The organism is Silanimonas algicola, from assembly GCF_054777375.1.
Genome location: NZ_BAAHAS010000001.1, coordinates 31,007 through 50,764, shown reverse-complemented (window position 1 = coordinate 50,764; position 19,758 = coordinate 31,007). Strand labels below are relative to the sequence as shown.

Annotated in this window: 20 protein-coding genes; 14 read left to right on the top strand and 6 right to left on the bottom strand. The window is 70.2% G+C overall.

Annotation, left to right across the window (positions count from 1 at the left end):
* Nucleotides 1–43: 43 nt before the first annotated feature.
* Nucleotides 44–592: a GNAT family N-acetyltransferase gene (locus ACYVAK_RS00245; RefSeq protein WP_461056838.1), complete on the bottom strand. Its 549-nt coding sequence runs from the start codon at nt 590–592 to the stop codon at nt 44–46.
* Nucleotides 593–726: 134 nt separating this feature from the next.
* Here ACYVAK_RS00245 and ACYVAK_RS00240 point away from each other — a divergent pair, with 134 nt between their 5' ends.
* From ACYVAK_RS00240 to ACYVAK_RS00190, 11 genes are all read left to right on the top strand, one after another.
* Entirely contained in the window at nt 727–1,113 is a 387-nt protein-coding gene (locus tag ACYVAK_RS00240; RefSeq protein ID WP_461056836.1) for a YerC/YecD family TrpR-related protein, read from the top strand.
* A gap of 37 nt (nt 1,114–1,150) precedes the next feature.
* Nucleotides 1,151–2,050 (top strand): ATP phosphoribosyltransferase, encoded by a 900-nt coding sequence (gene hisG / locus ACYVAK_RS00235; protein ID WP_461056834.1) that lies wholly within the window; start codon nt 1,151–1,153, stop codon nt 2,048–2,050.
* A 31-nt stretch (nt 2,051–2,081) separates the two neighbouring features.
* Entirely contained in the window at nt 2,082–3,380 is a 1,299-nt protein-coding gene (hisD, locus tag ACYVAK_RS00230) for a histidinol dehydrogenase (protein WP_461056832.1), read from the top strand.
* The gene (hisC, locus tag ACYVAK_RS00225; RefSeq protein ID WP_461056830.1) at nt 3,377–4,480 is read left to right on the top strand and encodes a histidinol-phosphate transaminase; all 1,104 of its coding nucleotides are present in this window, start codon (nt 3,377–3,379) and stop codon (nt 4,478–4,480) included. Before hisD ends, hisC begins: the two co-directional genes overlap by 4 nt.
* Nucleotides 4,481–4,489: 9 nt before the next feature.
* Nucleotides 4,490–5,632, top strand: a complete 1,143-nt coding sequence (hisB, locus tag ACYVAK_RS00220) for a bifunctional histidinol-phosphatase/imidazoleglycerol-phosphate dehydratase HisB (protein ID WP_461056828.1) — start codon at nt 4,490–4,492, stop codon at nt 5,630–5,632.
* Complete coding sequence (gene hisH / locus ACYVAK_RS00215) at nt 5,629–6,279, top strand: imidazole glycerol phosphate synthase subunit HisH (protein ID WP_461056826.1); 651 nt, start codon at nt 5,629–5,631, stop codon at nt 6,277–6,279. Before hisB ends, hisH begins: the two co-directional genes overlap by 4 nt.
* Before the next feature lie 8 nt (nt 6,280–6,287).
* Nucleotides 6,288–7,058 carry a 1-(5-phosphoribosyl)-5-[(5-phosphoribosylamino)methylideneamino]imidazole-4-carboxamide isomerase gene (gene hisA, locus ACYVAK_RS00210; RefSeq protein WP_461056824.1) on the top strand — a complete coding sequence of 257 codons (771 nt, stop codon included), beginning with the start codon at nt 6,288–6,290 and terminating at the stop codon, nt 7,056–7,058.
* Nucleotides 7,058–7,828 carry an imidazole glycerol phosphate synthase subunit HisF gene (hisF, locus tag ACYVAK_RS00205; RefSeq protein ID WP_461056822.1) on the top strand — a complete coding sequence of 257 codons (771 nt, stop codon included), beginning with the start codon at nt 7,058–7,060 and terminating at the stop codon, nt 7,826–7,828. Before hisA ends, hisF begins: the two co-directional genes overlap by 1 nt.
* Nucleotides 7,825–8,475, top strand: coding sequence for a bifunctional phosphoribosyl-AMP cyclohydrolase/phosphoribosyl-ATP diphosphatase HisIE (gene hisIE / locus ACYVAK_RS00200; RefSeq protein WP_461056821.1), 651 nt, complete (start codon nt 7,825–7,827; stop codon nt 8,473–8,475). Before hisF ends, hisIE begins: the two co-directional genes overlap by 4 nt.
* Before the next feature lie 24 nt (nt 8,476–8,499).
* Nucleotides 8,500–10,101, top strand: a complete 1,602-nt coding sequence (locus ACYVAK_RS00195) for a calcineurin-like phosphoesterase C-terminal domain-containing protein (RefSeq protein ID WP_461056819.1) — start codon at nt 8,500–8,502, stop codon at nt 10,099–10,101.
* Nucleotides 10,102–10,212: 111 nt separating this feature from the next.
* Nucleotides 10,213–11,292 carry an alkene reductase gene (locus ACYVAK_RS00190; RefSeq protein WP_461056817.1) on the top strand — a complete coding sequence of 360 codons (1,080 nt, stop codon included), beginning with the start codon at nt 10,213–10,215 and terminating at the stop codon, nt 11,290–11,292.
* Here the strand turns inward: ACYVAK_RS00190 and mtnC are convergent.
* Genes mtnC through ACYVAK_RS00175 form a run of 3 tightly spaced genes read right to left on the bottom strand, consistent with a single transcriptional unit; the run spans nt 11,282 to nt 13,184 of the window.
* Complete coding sequence (gene mtnC, locus ACYVAK_RS00185) at nt 11,282–11,992, bottom strand: acireductone synthase (RefSeq protein WP_461056815.1); 711 nt, start codon at nt 11,990–11,992, stop codon at nt 11,282–11,284. The two genes, ACYVAK_RS00190 and mtnC, sit on opposite strands and share 11 nt — an antisense overlap.
* Nucleotides 11,989–12,552, bottom strand: a complete 564-nt coding sequence (locus ACYVAK_RS00180) for a 1,2-dihydroxy-3-keto-5-methylthiopentene dioxygenase (protein WP_461056813.1) — start codon at nt 12,550–12,552, stop codon at nt 11,989–11,991. Before ACYVAK_RS00180 ends, mtnC begins: the two co-directional genes overlap by 4 nt.
* The gene (locus tag ACYVAK_RS00175) at nt 12,549–13,184 is read right to left on the bottom strand and encodes a methylthioribulose 1-phosphate dehydratase (protein WP_461056812.1); all 636 of its coding nucleotides are present in this window, start codon (nt 13,182–13,184) and stop codon (nt 12,549–12,551) included. The genes ACYVAK_RS00180 and ACYVAK_RS00175 overlap by 4 nt, the downstream gene beginning before the upstream one ends.
* A gap of 136 nt (nt 13,185–13,320) precedes the next feature.
* On the opposite strand from ACYVAK_RS00175, the gene ACYVAK_RS00170 reads away from it, so the two are divergent.
* From ACYVAK_RS00170 to ACYVAK_RS00160, 3 genes are all read left to right on the top strand, one after another.
* Nucleotides 13,321–13,629: a high-potential iron-sulfur protein gene (locus tag ACYVAK_RS00170; RefSeq protein ID WP_461056810.1), complete on the top strand. Its 309-nt coding sequence runs from the start codon at nt 13,321–13,323 to the stop codon at nt 13,627–13,629.
* A gap of 124 nt (nt 13,630–13,753) precedes the next feature.
* On the top strand, nt 13,754–15,142 hold the full coding sequence (locus ACYVAK_RS00165; RefSeq protein ID WP_461056808.1) for a DNA recombination protein RmuC: 1,389 nt from the start codon (nt 13,754–13,756) through the stop codon (nt 15,140–15,142).
* Between the two features lie 75 nt (nt 15,143–15,217).
* Nucleotides 15,218–16,783 (top strand): alanine/glycine:cation symporter family protein, encoded by a 1,566-nt coding sequence (locus ACYVAK_RS00160; protein ID WP_461056806.1) that lies wholly within the window; start codon nt 15,218–15,220, stop codon nt 16,781–16,783.
* A gap of 85 nt (nt 16,784–16,868) precedes the next feature.
* Here the strand turns inward: ACYVAK_RS00160 and ACYVAK_RS00155 are convergent, their stop codons facing one another.
* Nucleotides 16,869–18,224 carry a sodium-dependent transporter gene (locus tag ACYVAK_RS00155; RefSeq protein ID WP_461056804.1) on the bottom strand — a complete coding sequence of 452 codons (1,356 nt, stop codon included), beginning with the start codon at nt 18,222–18,224 and terminating at the stop codon, nt 16,869–16,871.
* Nucleotides 18,225–18,251: 27 nt separating this feature from the next.
* Nucleotides 18,252–19,739, bottom strand: coding sequence for a Na+/H+ antiporter NhaC (nhaC, locus tag ACYVAK_RS00150; protein WP_461056802.1), 1,488 nt, complete (start codon nt 19,737–19,739; stop codon nt 18,252–18,254).
* Nucleotides 19,740–19,758: the final 19 nt, after the last annotated feature.

Below are 19,758 nucleotides of genomic sequence, written 5' to 3'. Positions count from 1 at the left end.
CCTGCACGGAGGGCGTCAAGACGGCAGCGAGCCGCCGTGTTCGTCAGGCCTCGTCCCGCAGCCGCTTCTCGATCCGCACCAGTCCCGGCTCGTCGGCGGGAAGGCGGCGGAAGCCGAGCTGCTGGGCGAGGTGGAGCATCTGGGCGTTCTCCTGCAGCACGTCACCGTAGACGGCATCGAGGCGCTTCAAGTTCGCCCAGCGCAGCATCTGCTTCATCAGCAGGGTTCCGAGCCCTTGATTGGCCAGATGGCGGACCACGAGGATCGCGAAGTCGGCGCGCTTCGTGCCGGCGTCGATCGCGGCACGGACCACTCCGCCGACCAGCGCCTGCCCCGGGGCTTCCGGCTCCGCGAGCACCAGCGCCAATTGGGTCCTCGGATCGATCTGCGTGAGGCGTCGGGCCATCGCGGGGCTCAGGGCGGTCAGCGGATGCAGGAAGCGCATCCGCACTTCCTCGGGCGTCAGCAGGGCGAAGCCTGCCCGCAGCGGCTCCGCATCGGCCGGCAGGATGGGGCGCAGCCACAGGCGTCGACCGTCGTCGAGTTGCAGCTCTTCCTGCCAGGGCTTGCCCAAAGGCCGTCGATGGATCACCGGGTTGCCTCCACTCAGGCACCCAGACTCGCGCATCCCCGGTCGGCGGTCGAGATCGCGGGGTGAAGATCCGGCCGGCGTCTTCCGAGGGGGCTATTGACCAATGTAATAACGCGCTATTACAGTGCCTGCCCATGAAGCGCCGCCCCGCCCTCGATCGTTCGCCTGCCACCGTGTCCGCACCGGCGGCCGAGGCAGCGTCGGCCGACCGGCTGGCGGGGCTCGTCGGCGCCCTCCGCGCGCTGGAGACGCCCGACGAGCTGCGCCGCTTCCTCGTCGACCTGTGCACCCCGGCCGAGCTCGAAGCCATGGCCGACCGCTGGGCCGTGGTGCCGGAGCTGGCCGAAGGCCGGGCCTACCGCGAGATCCACGACCGCACCGGCGTCAGCGTCACCACCGTGGGCCGCGTGGCCCGCTGCTTGTCCCTCGGCGCCGGCGGTTATCGCCTGGCGGCCGAACGCCTCGGGCATCTGTTGCCGGGTGCGGCCTTCGCCGTGCCCGGCCACGAACACACGCCCTGATCCCCCAACCGATTCGCTTTTCCACGGAGCCCGCACCATGCGGACGCACGATCGCCTGCGCATTGCCATCCAGAAATCCGGCCGCCTGTCGGACCCCGCCCGCGACCTGCTCGCGCGCGCCGGCCTGAGCTTCCGCGAGAGCCGCGACCGCCTGTTCTGCTACGGCGAGTCGCTGCCCATCGACCTGCTGCTCGTCCGCGACGACGACATCCCCGGCCTGATCGCCGAAGGCGTCTGCGACCTCGGCATCGTCGGCCTGAACGTGCTGGCCGAGCAGGACTACGAGCGCCGCGCGAAGGGCGAAGGCGAGGCCTTCAGCGTCGTGCGCCGCCTCGGCTTCGGTCGCTGCCGCCTCTCGGTGGCGGTGCCGCAGGACTGGGACTGGCCGGGCCCGCAGCGCCTCGCCGGCCTGCGCTGCGCCACCAGCTACCCGGCCCTGCTGGCGAAGTGGCTGAAGGACCACGCCGTCGATGCCGAACCCGTGCTGCTGTCGGGTTCCGTCGAGATCGCGCCGCGCCTCGGCAAGGCCGAGACCATCTGCGACCTCGTCTCCACCGGCGGCACGCTGGTGGCGAACCAGCTGAAGGAAGTGGCGGTGATCCTCGAGAGCGAGGCCGTGATCGCCGGCCCGTCGAAGCCCTTCAACGACGAGCGCCAGGCGCTGGCCGACCTGCTGCTGCGTCGCCTCGACGGCGTGCTCTCGGTGAAGGCGGCGAAGCTGCTGATGCTGCAGGCCGAGCGCGCCGCGCTGGGCGAGCTGCTCAAGCTGCTGCCGGACGCCGATGCCCCGCTGGTCACCGCGCTCGATGGCGACGGCTCGCGCGTCGCCGTGCAGGCGCTGTGCCGCACGGCGGTCACCTGGCAGCGCCTCGAAGACATGAAGAAGGCCGGTGCCAGCGCCCTGATGGTGCTGCCGGTCGAACAGATGCTGGCCTGACGCCGCGAACGAACCACGAAGGCTCCCGACCATGAAGACCCTCGATTGGGCCAGGCTCTCCGCCGACGAGCGCGCCGCCGCGCTGGCCCGCCCGCCGTCGAACTCCAGCGAGGAACGCATCGCCGCCGTGCAGCGCATCCTCGCCCAGGTGCGCGCGGACGGCGACACCGCGCTGCGCGCGCTGACGCGCCGCTTCGACAACGTGGAACTGGACGCCCTCGAAGTGACCGCCGCCGAGTTCGACGCGGCCGAGGCGGGCCTCGACCCCGCGCTCCGCGACGCGATGGTGGAGGCGAAGTCGCGCCTCGACGCCTGGCACCGCGCCGGCGCGCCGACCGAGTTCGAGATCGACACCGCACCCGGTGTGCGCTGTGGCCGCGTGCTGCGAGCCATCGACACCGTGGGCCTCTACGTGCCCGCGGGCTCCGCGCCGCTGCCGTCGACGGCCCTGATGCTCGGCGTGCCGTCGCAGATCGCCGGCTGCCGCGAGGTCGTGGTGTGCACGCCGCCGCGCGCGGACGGCACGGCCGACCCGGCCGTGCTGGTGGCGGCTCGGCTGTGCGGCGTCCGCCGCGTGTTCAAGATCGGCGGCGCGCAGGCCATCGCGGCGATGGCGTTTGGCACCGGATCGGTGCCGCGCTGCGACAAGCTGTTCGGGCCCGGCAACGCCTGGGTGATGCTGGCGAAGTCGCAGGTTACCGCGCTGCCCGACGGCCCGGCCATCGACATGCCGGCGGGCCCCTCCGAAGTGCTGGTCATCGCCGATGCCGGTGCGAACGCGGCCTTCATCGCCGCCGACCTGCTGGCGCAGGCCGAGCACGGCCCCGATTCGCAGGTGGTGTTCGCCACCGACAGCGCCGCGCTGGCCGCGGCCGTCGAGGCGGAAGTACGCGCCCAGGTCGCGCGGCTGCCGCGCGAGGCGATCGCGACGAAGGCGCTCGATTTCGCCCGCCTCATCGTCGTGCCCACGCTGGACGAGGCCTTCGCGATCAGCAATGCCTATGGGCCCGAGCACCTGATCGTCCAGCTGCGCGAGCCGCGCGACTGGCTGCCGAAGATCACCTGCGCCGGCTCGATCTTCCTCGGCGACTACGCGCCGGAATCGCTGGGCGACTACTGCTCGGGCACCAACCACGTGCTGCCCACCGGCGGCGCGGCGCGGGCCTGGAGCGGCGTCTCGGTGGCGAGCTTCCAGCGCAGCATCAGCGTCCAGCAGGTCAGCCGCGACGGCCTGCGCGCCATCGGCCCAAGCGCCGTCACCCTGGCCCGCGCGGAGTCACTCGAAGCGCATGCGCAGGCTGTGGTGCAGCGTCTGGAGGCCTCGGCATGAGCGTGCTCGACCTCGTCCGCGCCGACCTGCGCGATTTCGGCGGCTATGGCTCGGCCCGCAAGACCGGCTTGAAGGGCCGTGTGTGGCTCAATGCCAACGAGAGCCCGTGGGCTTCGCCGGCGGATCCGGGGCAGGGCCTCCACCGCTACCCGGAGCCGCAGCCCGCGGCGCTCCGCGCCCGCCTCGCGGCGCTCCACGGCGTGCCCGAAGACACGCTGCTGATGACCCGCGGCAGCGACGAAGGCATCGACCTGCTGACGCGCGCGCTGTGCCGCGCCGAGCGCGAGGCCATCCTCGTGTCCCCGCCGGTGTTCGGCATGTATGCCGTTTCCGCCCGTGTGCAGGGCGCGCCGGTGGTCGAGGTGCCGCTGGTCGACGAGGGCGACCGCTTCCGGTTCGACGTCGATGCGGCCCTCCGCGCCTTGGAACTCTCGGTGGCGAAGGCGCCGGTCAAGCTCCTCTACGTCTGCTCGCCGTCGAACCCGACCGGCGGGGCGGTGTCGAATGCCGACCTCGAGCGCCTTCTTCACGGCGTTGCGGGTCGTGCGCTCGTCGTGGTCGACGAAGCCTATGGCGAGTACAACGAGGCCCCCGGCGCGCTCCTGCTGCGCGAGCGTTTCCCGAACCTCGTGGTGCTGCGTACGTTGTCGAAGGCCTATGCGCTCGCCGGTGCCCGCCTCGGTATCACCATCGGCGACCCGGCGCTGATCCGCGTGCTCGCCGCCATCGCGCCGCCGTATCCGCTCGCCTCGCCGGCGGTGGCGTTGGCCTTGGAAGCCGTGTCGCCCTCGGCCGCGGACGAGGCGAAGCGCCGGGCCGGGCGCATCGTCGCCGAGCGCCGCCGCGTCGCCGACGCGCTGCGCGGCCTCGACGGGGTGCGTGCGGTCTACGCGTCCGACGCGAACTACCTGCTGGTGCGCTTCCTCGACGCCGAGGCGGCCATGCAGGCCCTGCTCGCCGCCGGCGTCGTCGTGCGCGACCAGCGTTCGGCGCCCCAGCTCCAGGATGCCTTGCGCATCACCATCGGCACCGCGGAGGAGAACGACGCGATGCTCGCCGCCCTTGCCGCACTCCGTTCGCGCGCCGTCGCGACGGCCTGAGACCCTGCCATGCCCCAGAAGATCCTGTTCATCGACCGCGACGGCGTGCTCATCGACGAGCCCGCCGACGAGCAGATCGATGCGTTCGAGAAGTTCCGCCTCACCCGCGGTTGCATCGCCGCCCTTCAGAAGCTCCGCGACGCCGGCTTCCAGTTCGTCATGGTCAGCAACCAGGACGGCCTCGGCACGCCGAGCTTCCCGCGCGAGACCTTCGAGGGCCCGCAGCGCCTGCTGCTGCAGATCCTCGAGTCGCAGGGCATCACCTTCCGCGAGATCCTGATCGACGAGAGCTTCGCGCGCGACAACCTGCCGACGCGCAAGCCCGGCATCGGCATGGTCATGCACTACCTGCGCGACCGTGATATCGACCTCGCCAACAGCGCCATGGTCGGCGACCGCGAGACCGACATGCAGTTCGCCACCAACCTCGGCGTGCGCGGCTTCCGCCTGAAGGACGGCCACTACGACTGGGCCGGCATCGCGCACGCCCTCACCGCGTCGCCGCGCACGGCCACCATCAAGCGCACCACCAAGGAAACGAAGATCACCGTGCAGGTCGACCTCGACCGTGCGAGTGAGCCGGCCGTCGCCACCGGCCACGGCTTCTTCGACCACATGCTGGAGCAGCTCGGCAAGCACGGCGGTTTCGGGCTCGCCGTGCGCTGCACCGGCGACCTGCACATCGACGAGCACCACACGGTCGAGGACTGCGCGCTGGCGATCGGCCAGGCCCTGAAGCAGGCGCTTGGCGACAAGCGCGGCATCGGCCGCTACGGCTTCGACGGTGGCGAAGGGCAGGGTGGCGAGCCTGCGGCGGCCGCTGCCGACGCCTTCGGTGCCGAGGCTCGTGCGGCCTTCGCCCTGCCGATGGACGAAACCCGCGCTTCCGCGGTCGTCGATTTCTCCGGCCGGCCGTACTTCGTCTTCGAAGGCGCGTTCCCCCGCGCCGAGGTGGGCGGCCTCGCCACCGAACTGGTGCCGCACTTCTTCCGCTCGCTGTGCGAGACCGCCGGCCTGAACCTGCACCTGCAAGTCCGCGGCGAGAACACGCACCACATGGTCGAGGCCTGCTTCAAGGTCGTGGCCCGCGCGCTGCGCCTCGCCATCCGTCGCGAGGGGACGGCGCTGCCCAGCACCAAGGGCGTGCTGTGACCGTCGCCGGCCCTGCGGACGCGCTGCCCGCCCTCGACGCCTCGCGCGTCCGGCTGGTGCTGCTGGATTCCGGCGGCGCCAACCTGGGCTCGGTGCAGGCGGCGTTCGCGCGCCTTGGCATCGAGGCGCCCGTCACCAGCGACGCACAGCGCATCCGTGCCGCGACGCACGTGATCCTTCCCGGTGTCGGCGCCGCCGGCCCGGCCATGGCGCGGCTGCGCGCCAACGGGCTGGATCGCCTGATCCCCACGCTCACCCAGCCCTTGATGGGCATCTGCGTCGGCATGCAGCTGCTGTTCGAGCACTCCGTGGAGGGCGAGGTCGAGTGCCTTGGCCTGCTGCCGGGCCGTGTCGAGCGCCTGCCCGAATCACCGGGCGTCCGCGTGCCGCACATGGGTTGGAATCGGCTGCACGCCGCGTCCGCCGAGGCGGCCGCCCACCCGCTGATGGCCGGGCTCGACGGCCGCCACGCCTACTTCGTGCACAGCTACGCCTATGGCGGCGACGCGAACGCGCTGGCCACGTCCACGCACGGCCAGCCCTTCACCGCCGTCGCCGCCCGCGGTCGGGTGATGGGGGCGCAGTGCCATCCCGAGCGCAGCGCAGCCACCGGCGCTCGCTTGCTCCACAACTTCCTTTCGCTCTAGGTCGCGTCGTGTCCTTCCTCCTCTATCCCGCCATCGACATCCGCGAGGGCCGCGTGGTCCGCCTGCGCCAGGGCGACTACGACGCCGAGACCCGCTACGCCGACGACCCGCTCGCCCTCGCCAAGCGTTACGCCGGGGTCGGCGCCGAATGGCTGCACCTCGTCGACCTCGACGCGGCCAAGGCGGGCGGCTGGACCCTCGGCCCGCTGGTCGAGGCCATCCGCCGCGAGACCACGCTGAAGGTGCAGACCGGCGGCGGCGTCCGCGATGACGCCGACGTGCAGGCGATCTTCAGCGCCGGCGCTGCGCGGGTGGTCATCGGTTCGCTGGCCGTTCGCGAGGCGAATCGCGTCCTGGGTTGGCTCGAGCGCTTCGGCAACGACCGCATCACCATCGCCCTTGACGCCCGCGCGGACGACGTCGGCGTCTTCCGCTTGCCCGTCCACGGCTGGACCGAAGCCTCGGGCCTCGCGTTGTTCGACCTGCTCAAGCGCTATGCCGATGCCGGGCTGCGGCATCTGCTGTGCACCGACATCGCCCGCGACGGCATGCTCGCCGGCCTCAACCTCGACCTTTACCGCGAGATTGCCACGCGCTTCCCCGAGGTCGCCGTGCAGGCCTCCGGCGGCGTGGCGTCGCTCGATGACGTGCTCGGGGCCCGCGCGGTCGGTGCGGGCGGGGCCATCCTGGGCAAGGCCCTGCTGGACGGCCGCTTCGCGCTGGCCGAGGCCTTCTCGGCGCTGAGCTCGGCGGTGGATCGCCCGCGGGAGACGCCCTGATGCTCGCGCGCCGGCTGGTTCCCTGCCTCGACGTCCGCGATGGCCAAGTGGTGAAGGGCGTCCGTTTCCGCGACCACGTCGTGATGGGTGACATCGAGGAACTCGCCCTGCGCTATCGCGACGAAGGGGCCGACGAACTGGTGTTCTACGACATCACCGCCAGCCCGGAAGGGCGCAGCGTGGATCGTGCCTGGGTCGAGCGCGTGGCACGGATCATCGACATCCCGTTCTGCGTCGCCGGCGGCATCCGATCGGTTGACGACGCCCGGGCCATCCTCCATGCCGGGGCCGACAAAGTGTCGGTCAACTCGCCGGCACTGGAGCGCCCGGGGCTGATCGATGAGCTGGCCTCGGCCTTTGGCGTCCAGTGCGTCGTCGTCGGCGTCGATTCGCTGAAGGACGCCGACGGCGAATGGCGCGTGCGACAGTACACCGGTGATCCGTCGAAGACGAAGGCGCTTGGGCGCCGCACGGTGGACTGGGTGCGCGAGGCGCAGGACCGGGGTGCCGGCGAGATCGTGCTGAACTGCATGGGCAGCGACGGCGCGAAGACCGGCTACGACCTCGAGCAGCTGGTCGCGGTGCGTGCGATCTGTCGCGTCCCCCTCGTGGCCTCGGGAGGCGCGGGGGCCATCGGGCACTTCGTCGATGCCTTCCAAGTGGCGGACGTCGATGCGGCGCTTGCCGCGTCCGTCTTCCATTCGGGTACCGTGCCCATCCCAGAGCTCAAGGCCCGCCTCGCCGAGGCCGGCATCGAGGTGCGCCAGTGACTGATCCGACCCCCGGCGCCGCCCCGGCGCCTTTCGACCTTGACGTGCTTGATTTCGCCAAGCAGGGCGGCCTGCTGCCGGCCGTGGTGCAGGACGCGCGCACGCGCCGTGTCCTGATGCTCGGTTACATGGACCGCGCCGCCGTCGAGGCGACGCTGGCCAGCGGCAAGGTCACCTTCTTCAGCCGCAGCAAGAACCGGCTGTGGATGAAGGGCGAGACGTCGGGGGACGTCCTCGAATTCGTGGCGATCACCACCGACTGCGACGCCGACGCGCTGCTGGTGCAGGCCATTCCGCACGGCCCGACGTGCCATCTGAAGCGCGCGAGCTGCTTCCCCGAGGCGCCGGGCAGCGTGTTGGCCGAGCTCGAAGCCACCATCGAACAGCGCGAGCGCGAGCGCCCTGCGGGCAGCTACACGACGACGCTGTTCGAATCCGGCGTGCGGAAGATCGCGCAGAAGGTCGGCGAGGAGGGCGTCGAGACGGCCCTCGCGCTGGTCGCGCAGGACGACAAGGCGGTGCTCGACGAAGCGGCCGACCTCGTGTTCCACACGCTCGTCGGCCTGCGGGCGCGAGGCCTCGGCCTCGCCGACGTCGAGCGCGTGCTGGCGAGGCGCCACCAGGCGAAGGCGCGGGTCACCGGCTGAGCCCCCGAGGGAGGCCGACGTCCCATGTCCCGACCGAACCCCACCCCCGATCCCCGGGCGACCGCGCCGATCCGGTGGGTCGTCGCCCTCGCGCTGTGCCTCGGAGGCCCCGTGGTCGTGCCAGCGGCGCACGGCGAGGTGCAGGCTGTCACCGGGCAGGTGTTCATCGACACCGATGGCGATGGTCGACGCGATGCCGACGAGCCGGGCGTGGCCGGCGTGGCGATCGGGCAGGGCGCCACGCTGGCGAGGAGCGCTCCGGACGGTCGGTTCGTGCTCGTGCCCAGCCCGGGTTCAAGCCTCCCCATCTTCGTGGTGAAGCCGGCGGGATACCGGCTGCCGAACCGTCGCGATGGTCTGCCCGACTTCTGGCGTCCCGCGGGCACGCGGCGCTGGGACATCGCCCTGCGCGAGGCGCCGCTTTCTCCGCCCTACGACGTGCGCCTGTTTGGCGATCCGCAGCCGAAGAGCACGACCGATATCGATTACTTCGAGCGCGACGTCGTCGCCGATGAAGCCCGCCTCCCGCGGGCGAGGGTGGGGATCTCGCTCGGGGACATCGTCCACGGCAACCTGGCGCTGCTCCCGGCCATGGCGCGGGCGATGGCGGCCACGCGCACGCCGTGGTTGCACGTCAGCGGCAATCACGATCGCGATCACGGCGCCGGCACCGACGACGCTTCGCTCGAAAGCTTCCGGCGGGTCTTCGGCCCCGACACCTTCGCCTGGGAGGAGCCGGGGCTGGCGGTCGTCGTGCTCGACAACGTCATCCACCTGCCGGGGACCGGGGCTCCTGCGCGCTACGTGGGCGGTTTGCGCGATGCGCAGTTCGACTTCCTCGAGGCGTGGTTGCCGACGGTGCCGGACGACACCCTCCTCGTGCTGGCCATGCATATCCCACTGTTCGACGATGATCCCGATCCCGCGACCGATTCCTTCCGGGATACGGATCGGCAGCGCCTTTTCGACCTCCTCGAGGGGCGCTCGAACACGCTCGTGCTGTCCAGCCACACACACATCCAGCAGCACCACTGGCACGGTGCGGGCACCGGCTTCGGTGGCCGTGCGCCCTTGCACGAGTACAACGTCGGGGCGGCCTGCGGGGCCTTCTGGAGTGGCGTGAAGGACGTTCGCGGCATCCCCGACACCCGTATGGCGGACGGCACGCCCAACGGCTACGCCACGCTCACGGTCCAGGCGGGCGGGCGTTATGCGCTGCGCTGGCATGTGGCCGGCGATGCGGGCGATCCCCCGTTCGGCTTGCACGCACCGAAAGTGCTGCGTCGCGGCGCGTGGCCGGGCGTCGGTGTCTACGCGAACGTCTGGATGGGCGATGCGGACACGCGGGTCGAGTTCCGGGTCGCGAGCCGTGCGTGGCAGCCGATGCGCCGTGTCGAACGCGCCGACCCGGAGCTTCGCGCCATCAATGCGGACGACGACCGGAGCGATGCCCTCCGGGGCTACGACCGCGCGCCGGAAGCGATCCTCTCCCCGCACCTCTGGCGCGGCGCGCTGCCGACCGACCTTCCGGCGGGCGAGCACCCGATCGAGGTCCGTGTGTTCGACCGCTGGCGCGGCGAGCTCCGGCAAGCGACGTCCTATCGCCTGATCGACGCGGTGCCCTGAGCCTTTGCGCGGGCGAGCGCGGAACGCTGCGTTCCGCCCGTGTCGCCCGCGGGCGGCTTGGGAGTGGCGTCCATCGCCCGCACCTTGGGAAGCCCAGTCGAAGGAGCCGTCATGAGCCCTCTGTTCACCCCCGTCACCGCCGGCGCGATCACCCTGCCGAACCGCATCGCGATGGCGCCGCTCACGCGCGCCCGCGCCGGACGCAGCCATCTCCCGAACGCCTTGATGGCCGAGCACTACGCCCAGCGCGCCAGCGCCGGCCTGCTGATCGCCGAGGCGACGATGGTCGCGTCGGACGCGAGCGCCTTCACCGGCGAGCCGGGCATCTTCGACGAGGCTTGCGTGGCGGGCTGGAAGGGCGTGACCGACGCCGTGCATGCGAAGGGCGGTCGCATCCAGCTGCAGATCTGGCATCCGGGTCGCGCCGCCCACTCCCTGCTCGATGGCGGCCGCCAGCCGGTGTCCAGCACCGATCGCGCCATCCAGGGCGACACCATCCACACCCCCGAAGGCCCGAAACCCTACGAAGTGCCGCGCCGCCTCGACGTCACCGAGCTGCCCGGCATCGTCGACCTGTTCGTGGAAGGGGCGAAGCGCGCGATGCGTGCCGGCTTCGATGGCGTGCAGATCCACGGCGCGCACGGCTACTTGATCGACCAGTTCCTGCGCGACAGCGTCAACGATCGCACCGATGGCTATGGCGGCAGCATCGAGAACCGTGCCCGACTGCTGCTCGAGATCGTCGATGCGGTGTCGGCCGAGATCGGTGCCGACCGCGTCTCCGTGCGCCTCTCGCCGCTCGTCGCCTACAACGACATCCGCGACAGCCAGCCGGTGGCGCTGGTTGAGTACGTGGCCCGCGAACTCGACGCCCGCGGCATCGCGTTCCTCGAGATCCGCCACGGCGACCAGTCGCTGCCGGAAGAGCAGGCCGTCGGGGCCGCGGCGCGCCGGAACTTCCGCGGCCCGCTGTTCCTCAATGGCGGCTTCGACGCCGTCTCGGCGGCCGAAGCCATCGCCTCGGGCCGCGGCGACGTGATCGTGTTCGGCAAGCCCTTCATCAGCAACCCGGACCTCGTCGAGCGCCTTCGCACCAATGCGCCGCTGGCCGAGGTCGATTTCTCGACGCTCTACACGCCGGGCCCGGAGGGCTACACCGACTACCCGGCGCTGGACGCCGTCACGGCGTGACGGTGGCGAAACTCTCCGCGATGGGATGGCCATTGGCCATCGCCTCGCGGGGGGTCGGGTAGTCGCTGCGGCGGTCGAGGAGCACGGTGCGCAAGCCTGCCTCGCGAGCGGCATCGAGCTCTTCGACGACGTCGGAGAGGAACACGATGTGCGACGGCGCCACGCCGATGTCGGCGGCGATATGGCGGTAGCTGCCGGCCTCGCGCTTGCCGCCGATCTCGGTGTCGAAATAGCCGGAGAACAGCGGCGTCAGGTCACCGGCGTCGCTGTGGCCGAAGAACAGCTTCTGCGCAGGCACCGAGCCCGAGCTGTAGACGTAGAGGTCATGCCCGGCGGCCTTCCAGCGCTTCAGCGCCTCGGCCGCGTCGGCATAGACGTGCGCGCGATACTCGCCAAGCGCATACCCTTCGGCCCAGAGCTGGCCCTGGATGGCCTTGAGCGCGGTGTGCTTGCGGTCCTCGTCGATCCACGCCAGCAGCTGCTGCACCGCGGCCTCGTCGCGCGAGTCGTGGTGCGGATGGTCGATCTCGAGTGCGACGGCGTCGAGCCAGCGGCGGATCTCCGGCTCGTGGCGGCGGGCCTCGACGAAGCCTGGCAAGGCAGCACGCGCATAAGGGAAGAGCACGTCCTTGACGAAGGCGATGCTGCTCGTCGTGCCCTCGATGTCGGTCAGGATGACGGTGGCCTGCTGGGTGCTCATGCGGCCAGCGCCTGGCCGCGTTCGTATCGGGGGAAGCGCTGGGCGATGTCGCTGCCGGTGAAGTTCGCCACCCAGCCTTCCACGTTGGTGAACAGGCGGATGGCGATGAAGAACGGCTCCGGGCCCATATCGAACCAGTGCGTCGTGCCGTCCGGCACGCCGATCAGGTCGCCGGCCTCGCAGAGGATCTCGTAGACCTTGCCGCCCACGTGCAGGGTGAACAGGCCCGAGCCCGCGACGAAGAAGCGCACCTCGTCCTCGCTGTGCGTGTGCTCGTTGAGGAACTTCTGGCGCAGCGCGTCCTTCTGCGGGTGGTCGGCGGTCAGGCTGATCACGTCGACGGCCTTGTAGCCGCCCTCGGCCATCAGGCGGTCGATGTCGCCCTTGTAGGCGGCGATGACCTCGTCCTGCGAGGCGCCGGGCTTCACGGGGGCATTCGCTTCCCACTGTTCGAAGCGCACGCCGATGCGCGACAGCTCGGCGGCGATGCCGGCGTGCTCGCGGGTCTCGAGCAGCACGGTGGACGGATCGGTGTCGTTGAAGATTCGGATGCGGCTCATGCGTGCAGTCTCCGGAGCTCGAGTTCGCAGGACAGGAGGAATTCGAAGGCGTCGAGGTGGCGGCGGGCTTCCGCCATGTCGCGTCCCCACGCGTACAGGCCATGGCCCTCGATCAGGTAGCCCCACAGCGGGCCGCGGTCGAGTTCGGCTTCGACCATCGCGGCGAGCGCCGGCATGTCCTGCGAGTTCGGCAGCACCGGCACGCGGACGGCGCCTTCGTGGGTGTCGTTGCCGCGGAAGGCCTTCTGCAGCTCGTAGCCCTCGAAGGTGATGTGGCCGTGCTTCGCGAACAGCCGCGAGGCGATGGTCTGCGTCTTCGAGTGGGTGTGCAGGATGCAGCCGACGTCGGCGAAGCGGCGGTAGAGCTGGGTGTGCAGCAGCGTCTCGGCCGAGGGGCGCTTGTCGGTCGCCACCGGGCGGCCGTCGAAGTCGACGACCATGATGTCGTCCTGCACCAGCCGGCCCTTGTCGCGGCCGGAGACGGTGATCGCGCAGTGCTGCGCATCGAGCCGCTGCGAGAAGTTGCTGCTCGTCGCGGGCGTCAGGCCGAGGTGGGCCAGCTCGCGACAGTTCGTGATCAGGCTGCCGGCGGCGTCGGCGAGGCGGTGGGGGTCGTAGGGCAGGGCGCTCATGGGGCGGAGTTTAGGGCGCGGCAGGTGAATGGGCCATTGGCGATGCGACGCATTCGCCAATCGCTTTGCGAGCCGTCAAATGCCCTGCACGGAATCGGGCCTAGGCTCCCTCCAGCCAACCCGCTGGGAGAGCCCCATGGACACCCCGAACCGCCGTCGTTTCCTGCAGCTGGGCGCCGTCGCGCTCGCCGCGCCCTTCGCCGCCCGCCTCGCCATTCCTGCGGCGCAGGCGCAGGCCCTGCCGAGGCTCCCGCTGGATCATCCGCAGGGCAAGGCGCTGGCCTACATCGAGGACGCGACGAAGACCACGCATCCGAGCTTCAAACCCGGCAGCAACTGCCTGAACTGCCAGTTCTACACCGCCGCCAACCAGGGTTGCACCCTGTTCGCAGGCCACAGCGTGGAGCCGAACGGCTGGTGCGCGGCCTGGGCGAAAAAGGCCTGAGATCGCTCGCGATCGGCCGCGACGTGCCCCGTCGCGGCCGCTGAGACGCCCCGCCTGCCAGAATGGCGCCCGGGCCACGACGTGCCGTGGCCGCGTCGGGAGCGGGTGAACGATGAGTGGATCGATGACGGGCGCCGCATCACTGCTGGCGTGGATGCCGTGGCTGGCCGTGCTGGTCGTGGGGGGCTTGGCATGGTTTGCCGGGCGGCGTGGCGCGGCGTCGACGGGTCTCGACCCGGAGCAAGGCGCGAGGTTCGATCGCATCGAGGCGCAGGTCGACGCCTTGGCGGCCAAGGTCGGCGGCCTCGCCGACGCAGGGGAGCGCAGCGAGCGCGGCCTCCGTGAGGAGCAGCGTGCCAGCCGGGCCGAGTTGGCAGCGACGCTTGGCGGCCGTTTCGACGGTTTCGAGCAGCGCCTTGGCCACTCGCTGGAACGGTTGGATCGGGCGATGGAGGCCCTGCGACAGCACCAGTTGGCGGAATCCGCGCGTTCGCGCGACGCCATGGAGGGGCGTCTCGCCGAAGTGCGGCAGGCGCTGGAGAGCCGGCTGGCCGAATTGCAGCAAGGCAACGAGGCCAAGCTGGAGCAGATGCGCGCCACCGTCGACGAAAAGCTGCACGCGACGCTGGAGACGCGACTGGGCGAGAGCTTCAAGCTGGTGTCGGAGCGCCTCGAGCAGGTACATGCCGGGCTCGGCGAGATGCGCACGTTGGCCGTGGGCGTCGGCGATCTAAAGCGCGTGCTCGGCAACGTCAAGACCCGCGGCGTCGTCGGCGAGGCCCAGCTGGGCGCCATCCTCGAGGAGCTCCTGACTGCCGACCAGTTCGCCGCGAACGTGCCTACCCGGCCGGGATCGGCCGAACGCGTCGAGTTCGCGGTGCGCCTCCCCGGCGCCGGCGAAGTCCCGGTCTGGCTGCCGATCGACGCGAAATTCCCGCGCGAGGACTTCGAGCGCCTGCTCGATGCCCAGGATCGCGCGGATGCCGAAGCCGCGGCGGTGGCTGGCCAGGCCCTCGAGCAGCGCATCCGCCTCGAGGCCAAGAAAATCGCCGAGAAGTACATCGCGCCACCGCACAGTACCGATTTCGCCGTGCTGTTCCTTCCGACGGAGGGCCTCTACGCCGAAGTGCTCCGCCGCCCCGGCCTGTTCGAGGCGATGCAGCGCGACCATCGCGTGGTCATCGCCGGGCCGACCACACTCTCCGCCTTGCTGAACTCGCTGCGCATGGGGTTCCGCACGCTCGCCATCGAGAAGCGAAGTTCGGAGGTTTGGCAGGTGCTGGGGGCGGTGCGGACCGAGTTCGGCAAATTCGGCGAGGTCCTCGCCAAGACCAAGAAGAAGCTGGACGAGGCGGCCAACGTCATCGACAGCGCCGGAGTGCGTACCCGGGCCATCGAGCGCAAGCTCAAGTCGGTGGAGGCGGTCGATGCCGACGTCGCCCGCCAACTGCTCGGCGACCTCGGTGGCATGGCTGGCGTCGATGCGGACGGGGACGCGGAAGGCCCCGGCTGACGTCGCCCGGTCGGCCGTGGGTCGGTCAGCGGCCGTTTGGGTAGACTCCGGGATCCCTTTGGAGGATCCGAGTCGATGCCCTTCCGATTCCTGTTGATTGGCCTGCTCTGCTGGGCCGCCGTTTCCGGCGCCCACGCCCAGGCGGCCGACGATGCCCCGCGCGCCGAACCCACCCTTGCCGAGCAGATCGACGCTGCCGTGAGGCCGGTGGCCGACACGGTCTCCGGCTGGATCTTCAAATCGGTGCAGGTCGGCGGCACCGCCGAAGCGCCGGTGATGTTCCCCTTGATCGTCGGTTGGCTGATCTTGGCGGCGCTGGTCTTCACGCTCTACTTCCGCTTCATCAACATCCGCGGTTTCAAGCACGGCTTCGACCTGATCCGCGGCCGCTACAGCGATCCGGACAGCGTGGGCGAGGTCAGCCATTTCCGCGCGTTGACCTCGGCGGTCTCCGGCACGGTGGGCCTCGGCAACATCGCCGGCGTGGCCATCGCCATCACCATCGGTGGCCCCGGCGCCACGTTCTGGATGATCGTCGCCGGCCTGCTCGCCATGTCCTCGAAGTTCGTTGAGTGCTCGCTGGGCGTGATGTACCGCCTCGAGAAGCCGGACGGAACGGTGTCGGGCGGCCCGATGTACTACCTGAGCCGGGGCATCGCGGCGAACTACCCGAAACTCGCGTCGCTGGGCATGGTGCTCGCCCTCGTCTTCGCCGTCTGCACCATGCTCGGTGCCATCGGCGCCGGTGCGATGTTCCAGGCCAACCAGGCCTTCGCGCAGCTCTCCAATGTCGCCGGCGACCTGATGCCGGCCAACGGCAGCCTGTGGTTCGGCCTCGTCTATGCGGTCCTTGGCGGCATCGTCGTCATCGGTGGCATTTCCCGCATCGGCAGCGTCACCGCGCGCTTGGTCCCCGGCATGGCGGCGCTCTATCTCCTCGGCGCCTTCGTCGTGATCATCGCCAACCTGCCGCAGGTGCCGGCGGCCCTCATGGCCATCATCGACGGTGCGTTCACCGCCGAAGGCGTTTCGGGCGGCGTCATCGGAGCCCTCATCCAAGGCTTCCGACGTGCGTCCTTCTCGAACGAAGCCGGCCTCGGTTCGGCGGCCATCGCGCACTCGGCGGTCAAGACCAAGGAGCCGATGAGCGAGGGTTTCGTCGCACTCTGGGAGCCCTTCATCGACACCGTCGTGATCTGCACCATGACGGCGCTGGTCATCATCATCACCCAGCAGCATCTCGTGGGCGGCGCCGATGGCGTGCAGCTGACGTCGAATGCTTTCGCCACGGTGTCGCCGCTGTTCCCCTACCTGCTGGCGGTCGTCGTGCCGCTGTTCGCCTTCTCGACGACGATCACCTGGGCCTACTACGGTGCGAAGGCCTGCAGCTTCCTGTTCCGGGAATCGAAGGCGGCGCTCTACGGCTTCAAGGTCTTCTACCTGTCGATGGCCGTGGTGGGCTGCACCATGCCGCTGGCCAGCATCGTCGACATCGCCGACGGCCTGCTGTTCATCATGGCCATCCCCAACCTGATCGGCGTGTACCTGCTGATGCCGGTCGTGAAGCGCGAACTGGATCGCTACCTCGCGCGGCTGAAGTCCGGGGAAATCGCCCGGACCGACCTGCCCAAGGCGGTCTGATCGGACCGGGGACGATCCCCGGCCCGTCGCATAACGAAAACGGCGCGGTTTCCCGCGCCGTTTTCTTTTCCGCGAGCGGCGGGCTTCAGCCGAACAGCTTGAAGCCGAGCACCACCAGCACCAGCACGGGCGCCACGATGCAGATCAGGAAGCGCCAGATGGCGAAGCCGGCGGCGTTGAGGTGCGAAAGCTCGCCGCGGCTGATCTCGCGGCTGAGGAAGTAGCCGGCGAAGATCGCGATCAGCAGGCCGCCGACCGGCAGCATGATGTCCGACGCGACGAACTCGATGGCGCCCTGCAGGTCACGCCCGAAGACGCGGACGTTCTGCCAGACGTTGAAGCCGAGCGCCGTCACGAGGCCGAGCGCCCAGATGAACACCGCCGCCACGATGGCCGAGGTGCGCCGCGACATCCTGCCCAGCTCCACCAGGAAGGCCGAGGGCGGCTCGAGCAGCGAGATCGACGAGGTCCAGGCCGCCACGAACAGCAGGCCGAAGAACGCCACGGCGTAGGGGATGCCGAAGGCCATGTCGTTGAAGGCCAGCGGCAGCGAGGTGAAGATCAGGCCCGGGCCGCCGCCCGCAGGCGCGATGCCGAAGGTGAAGAGCACCGGGAAGATCGCGAGGCCGGCGAGCAGGGCGACCGAGGTGTCGGTCGCCGACACCGTCACCGCGACCCGCGGGATCGAGATGTCCTTCGGCAGGTAGGCGCCGTAGGTCATGATCCCGCACATGCCGAGGCTCAGCGAGAAGAAGGCCTGGCCCAGCGCGGCCAGCAGCGTGTCGCCGGTCACCTCGCTGAAGTCGGGCTTGAACAGGAACTCGAAGGCCTGACCGACGTTGCCGGTGCTGATGCCGTAGCCGAGCAGGCCCAGCAGGATCAGGAACAGCAGCGGCATCAGGAACTTCACCGCGCGCTCGAGGCCCTTTTCCACGCCCATCGCCACCACGGCCACGGTCACCAGCATGAAGGCCGTGTGCCAGAACACCAGGGTGCCCGGGCTGGCCAGCATGGCGGTGAAGGTGGCCGTCGGGTCGGTGATGGGCGCGCCACCGAAGAGCTGGGCGATGTAGAGCCAGGTGTAGTGCATGGTCCAGCCGCCGACCACGCTGTAGAAGCTGAGGATCAGCACGGCCGACACCATGCCGATCCAGCCGATGACGGTCCAGCCGCTGCTGTGGCCGCCCTCGCGCGTCAGCTTGCGCAGGGTGTTGACCGGACTCATGCGGCCCTGCCGCCCCATCAGGATCTCGGCGGCCATGATCGGCAGGCCCACCAGCGCGATGCAGGCGAGGTAGATCAGTACGAAAGCGCCGCCGCCGTTGTCCGAGGCGAGGTAGGGAAAGCGCCAGATGTTGCCGAGGCCTACCGCCGAGCCGCTGGCGGCGAGGATGAAGGCGAGGCGCGAGGACCACATGCCGTGGATCGAGTTGTTGTCCATCAGGGGATGTCCGTCGGGGTTGGGGGCTCAGGCGTCGCGGCGGCGGGCCAGCGCGCCGCCCACTTCGAGCTTGAGGATCTTGAAGCCGGTGTAGGCGAGGACGCCGGCGAGGATGGGGTTGACGAGGTTGAAGAAGGCGTAGGGCAGGTAGTCGAGGGTGGCGACGCCCAGCGTGGCCGCCATGTAGGCGCCGCAGGTGTTCCACGGCACCAGCGGCGAGGTGATCGTGCCGGCGTCCTCGAGCGCGCGGGAGAGGTTTACCGGGGCAAGGCCGCGCTTCTCGTACTCCGAGCGGTAGATGCGGCCCGGCAGCACGATGGCGAGGTACTGGTCGGCGGCCAGCACGTTGGTGCCGAAGCTGGTCACCAGCGTGGCGACGATCAGCGATCCGGTGCTACGCGCCATCTTCAGAACGCTGCGGATCAGTCGCGCGAGCAGGCCGGCCTTCTCCATGATCGCGCCGAAGGACATGGCGCAGACCACCAGCCACACCGTGTTGAGCATGGAGGACATGCCGCCGCGGTTGAGCAGCGAATCGATCGCCTCGTTGCCGGATTCCCCGCTGTAACCGCTGATCAGCGACGTCCAGGCGCCCTTCAGCAGGGCCATCGGGCGTGATAGCGCGTCGTCGCCGGCGAGGGCCAGCACGAGCTCGGGCTGGAAAGCCACCGCGAAGACCGCGCCGAGCAGCGCGCCGATCAGGATGGTCGGGTAGGCCGGGAAGCGCCTCATCGCAAGGCCGAACACCACGACGAGCGGGATCAGCAGGTGGGGGCCGATGGCAAAGATCGCGTCGAGTTCGGCGGCGAGGTCGCTGAATCCGGCATCGGCGGTACCGGCTGTCGCACCGGCACTCAGGTAAGCGAAGCCGGCGAGGGCGATGAGGATGCTGGGCACCGTCGTCCAGGCCATGTGCCGCACGTGGGCGAACAGCTCGCTGCCGGCGGCCGCGGGCGCGAGGTTGGTGGTGTCGGAGAGCGGGGACATCTTGTCGCCGAAGTAGGCGCCGGAAATGACGGCGCCCGCGGTGATGGCCGGGTCCAGCCCGAGCCCGTGCGCCACGCCCATCAGCGCCACGCCGAGGGTACCCGCCACCGTCCACGAACTGCCGATGGTCACCGCGACCACCGCGCAGACGAGACAGGCCGCCGGATAGAAGAAAGCGGGATGCAGGAGCATCAAGCCGTAATGGATCAGCGTCGGAACGGCGCCGGAGAGGATCCACGAGCCGATCAGCGAGCCGACGGCCAGCAGGATGAGGATCGCGTTGGTGGAGATCGAGATGCCGTGGACGATGGCCTCCTGGATGTCGTCCCAGCGCATCCCGTTGCGGATGCCGACGAGCGCGGCGACGGCGCCGGCCAGCAGCAGCGAGATCTGGCTGCCACCGAAGGCCGAGTCATCGGCGAAGAGATAGACCGAGGTCCCGAGCATCGCGAACAGGAACACCAGAGGCAGGAACGCCTGCAGGAGGCTGGGCTCGCGCATCTCGCGGGCCGGCGTGGGTTCGGACATCGAGCGATCTCTCTCTGGT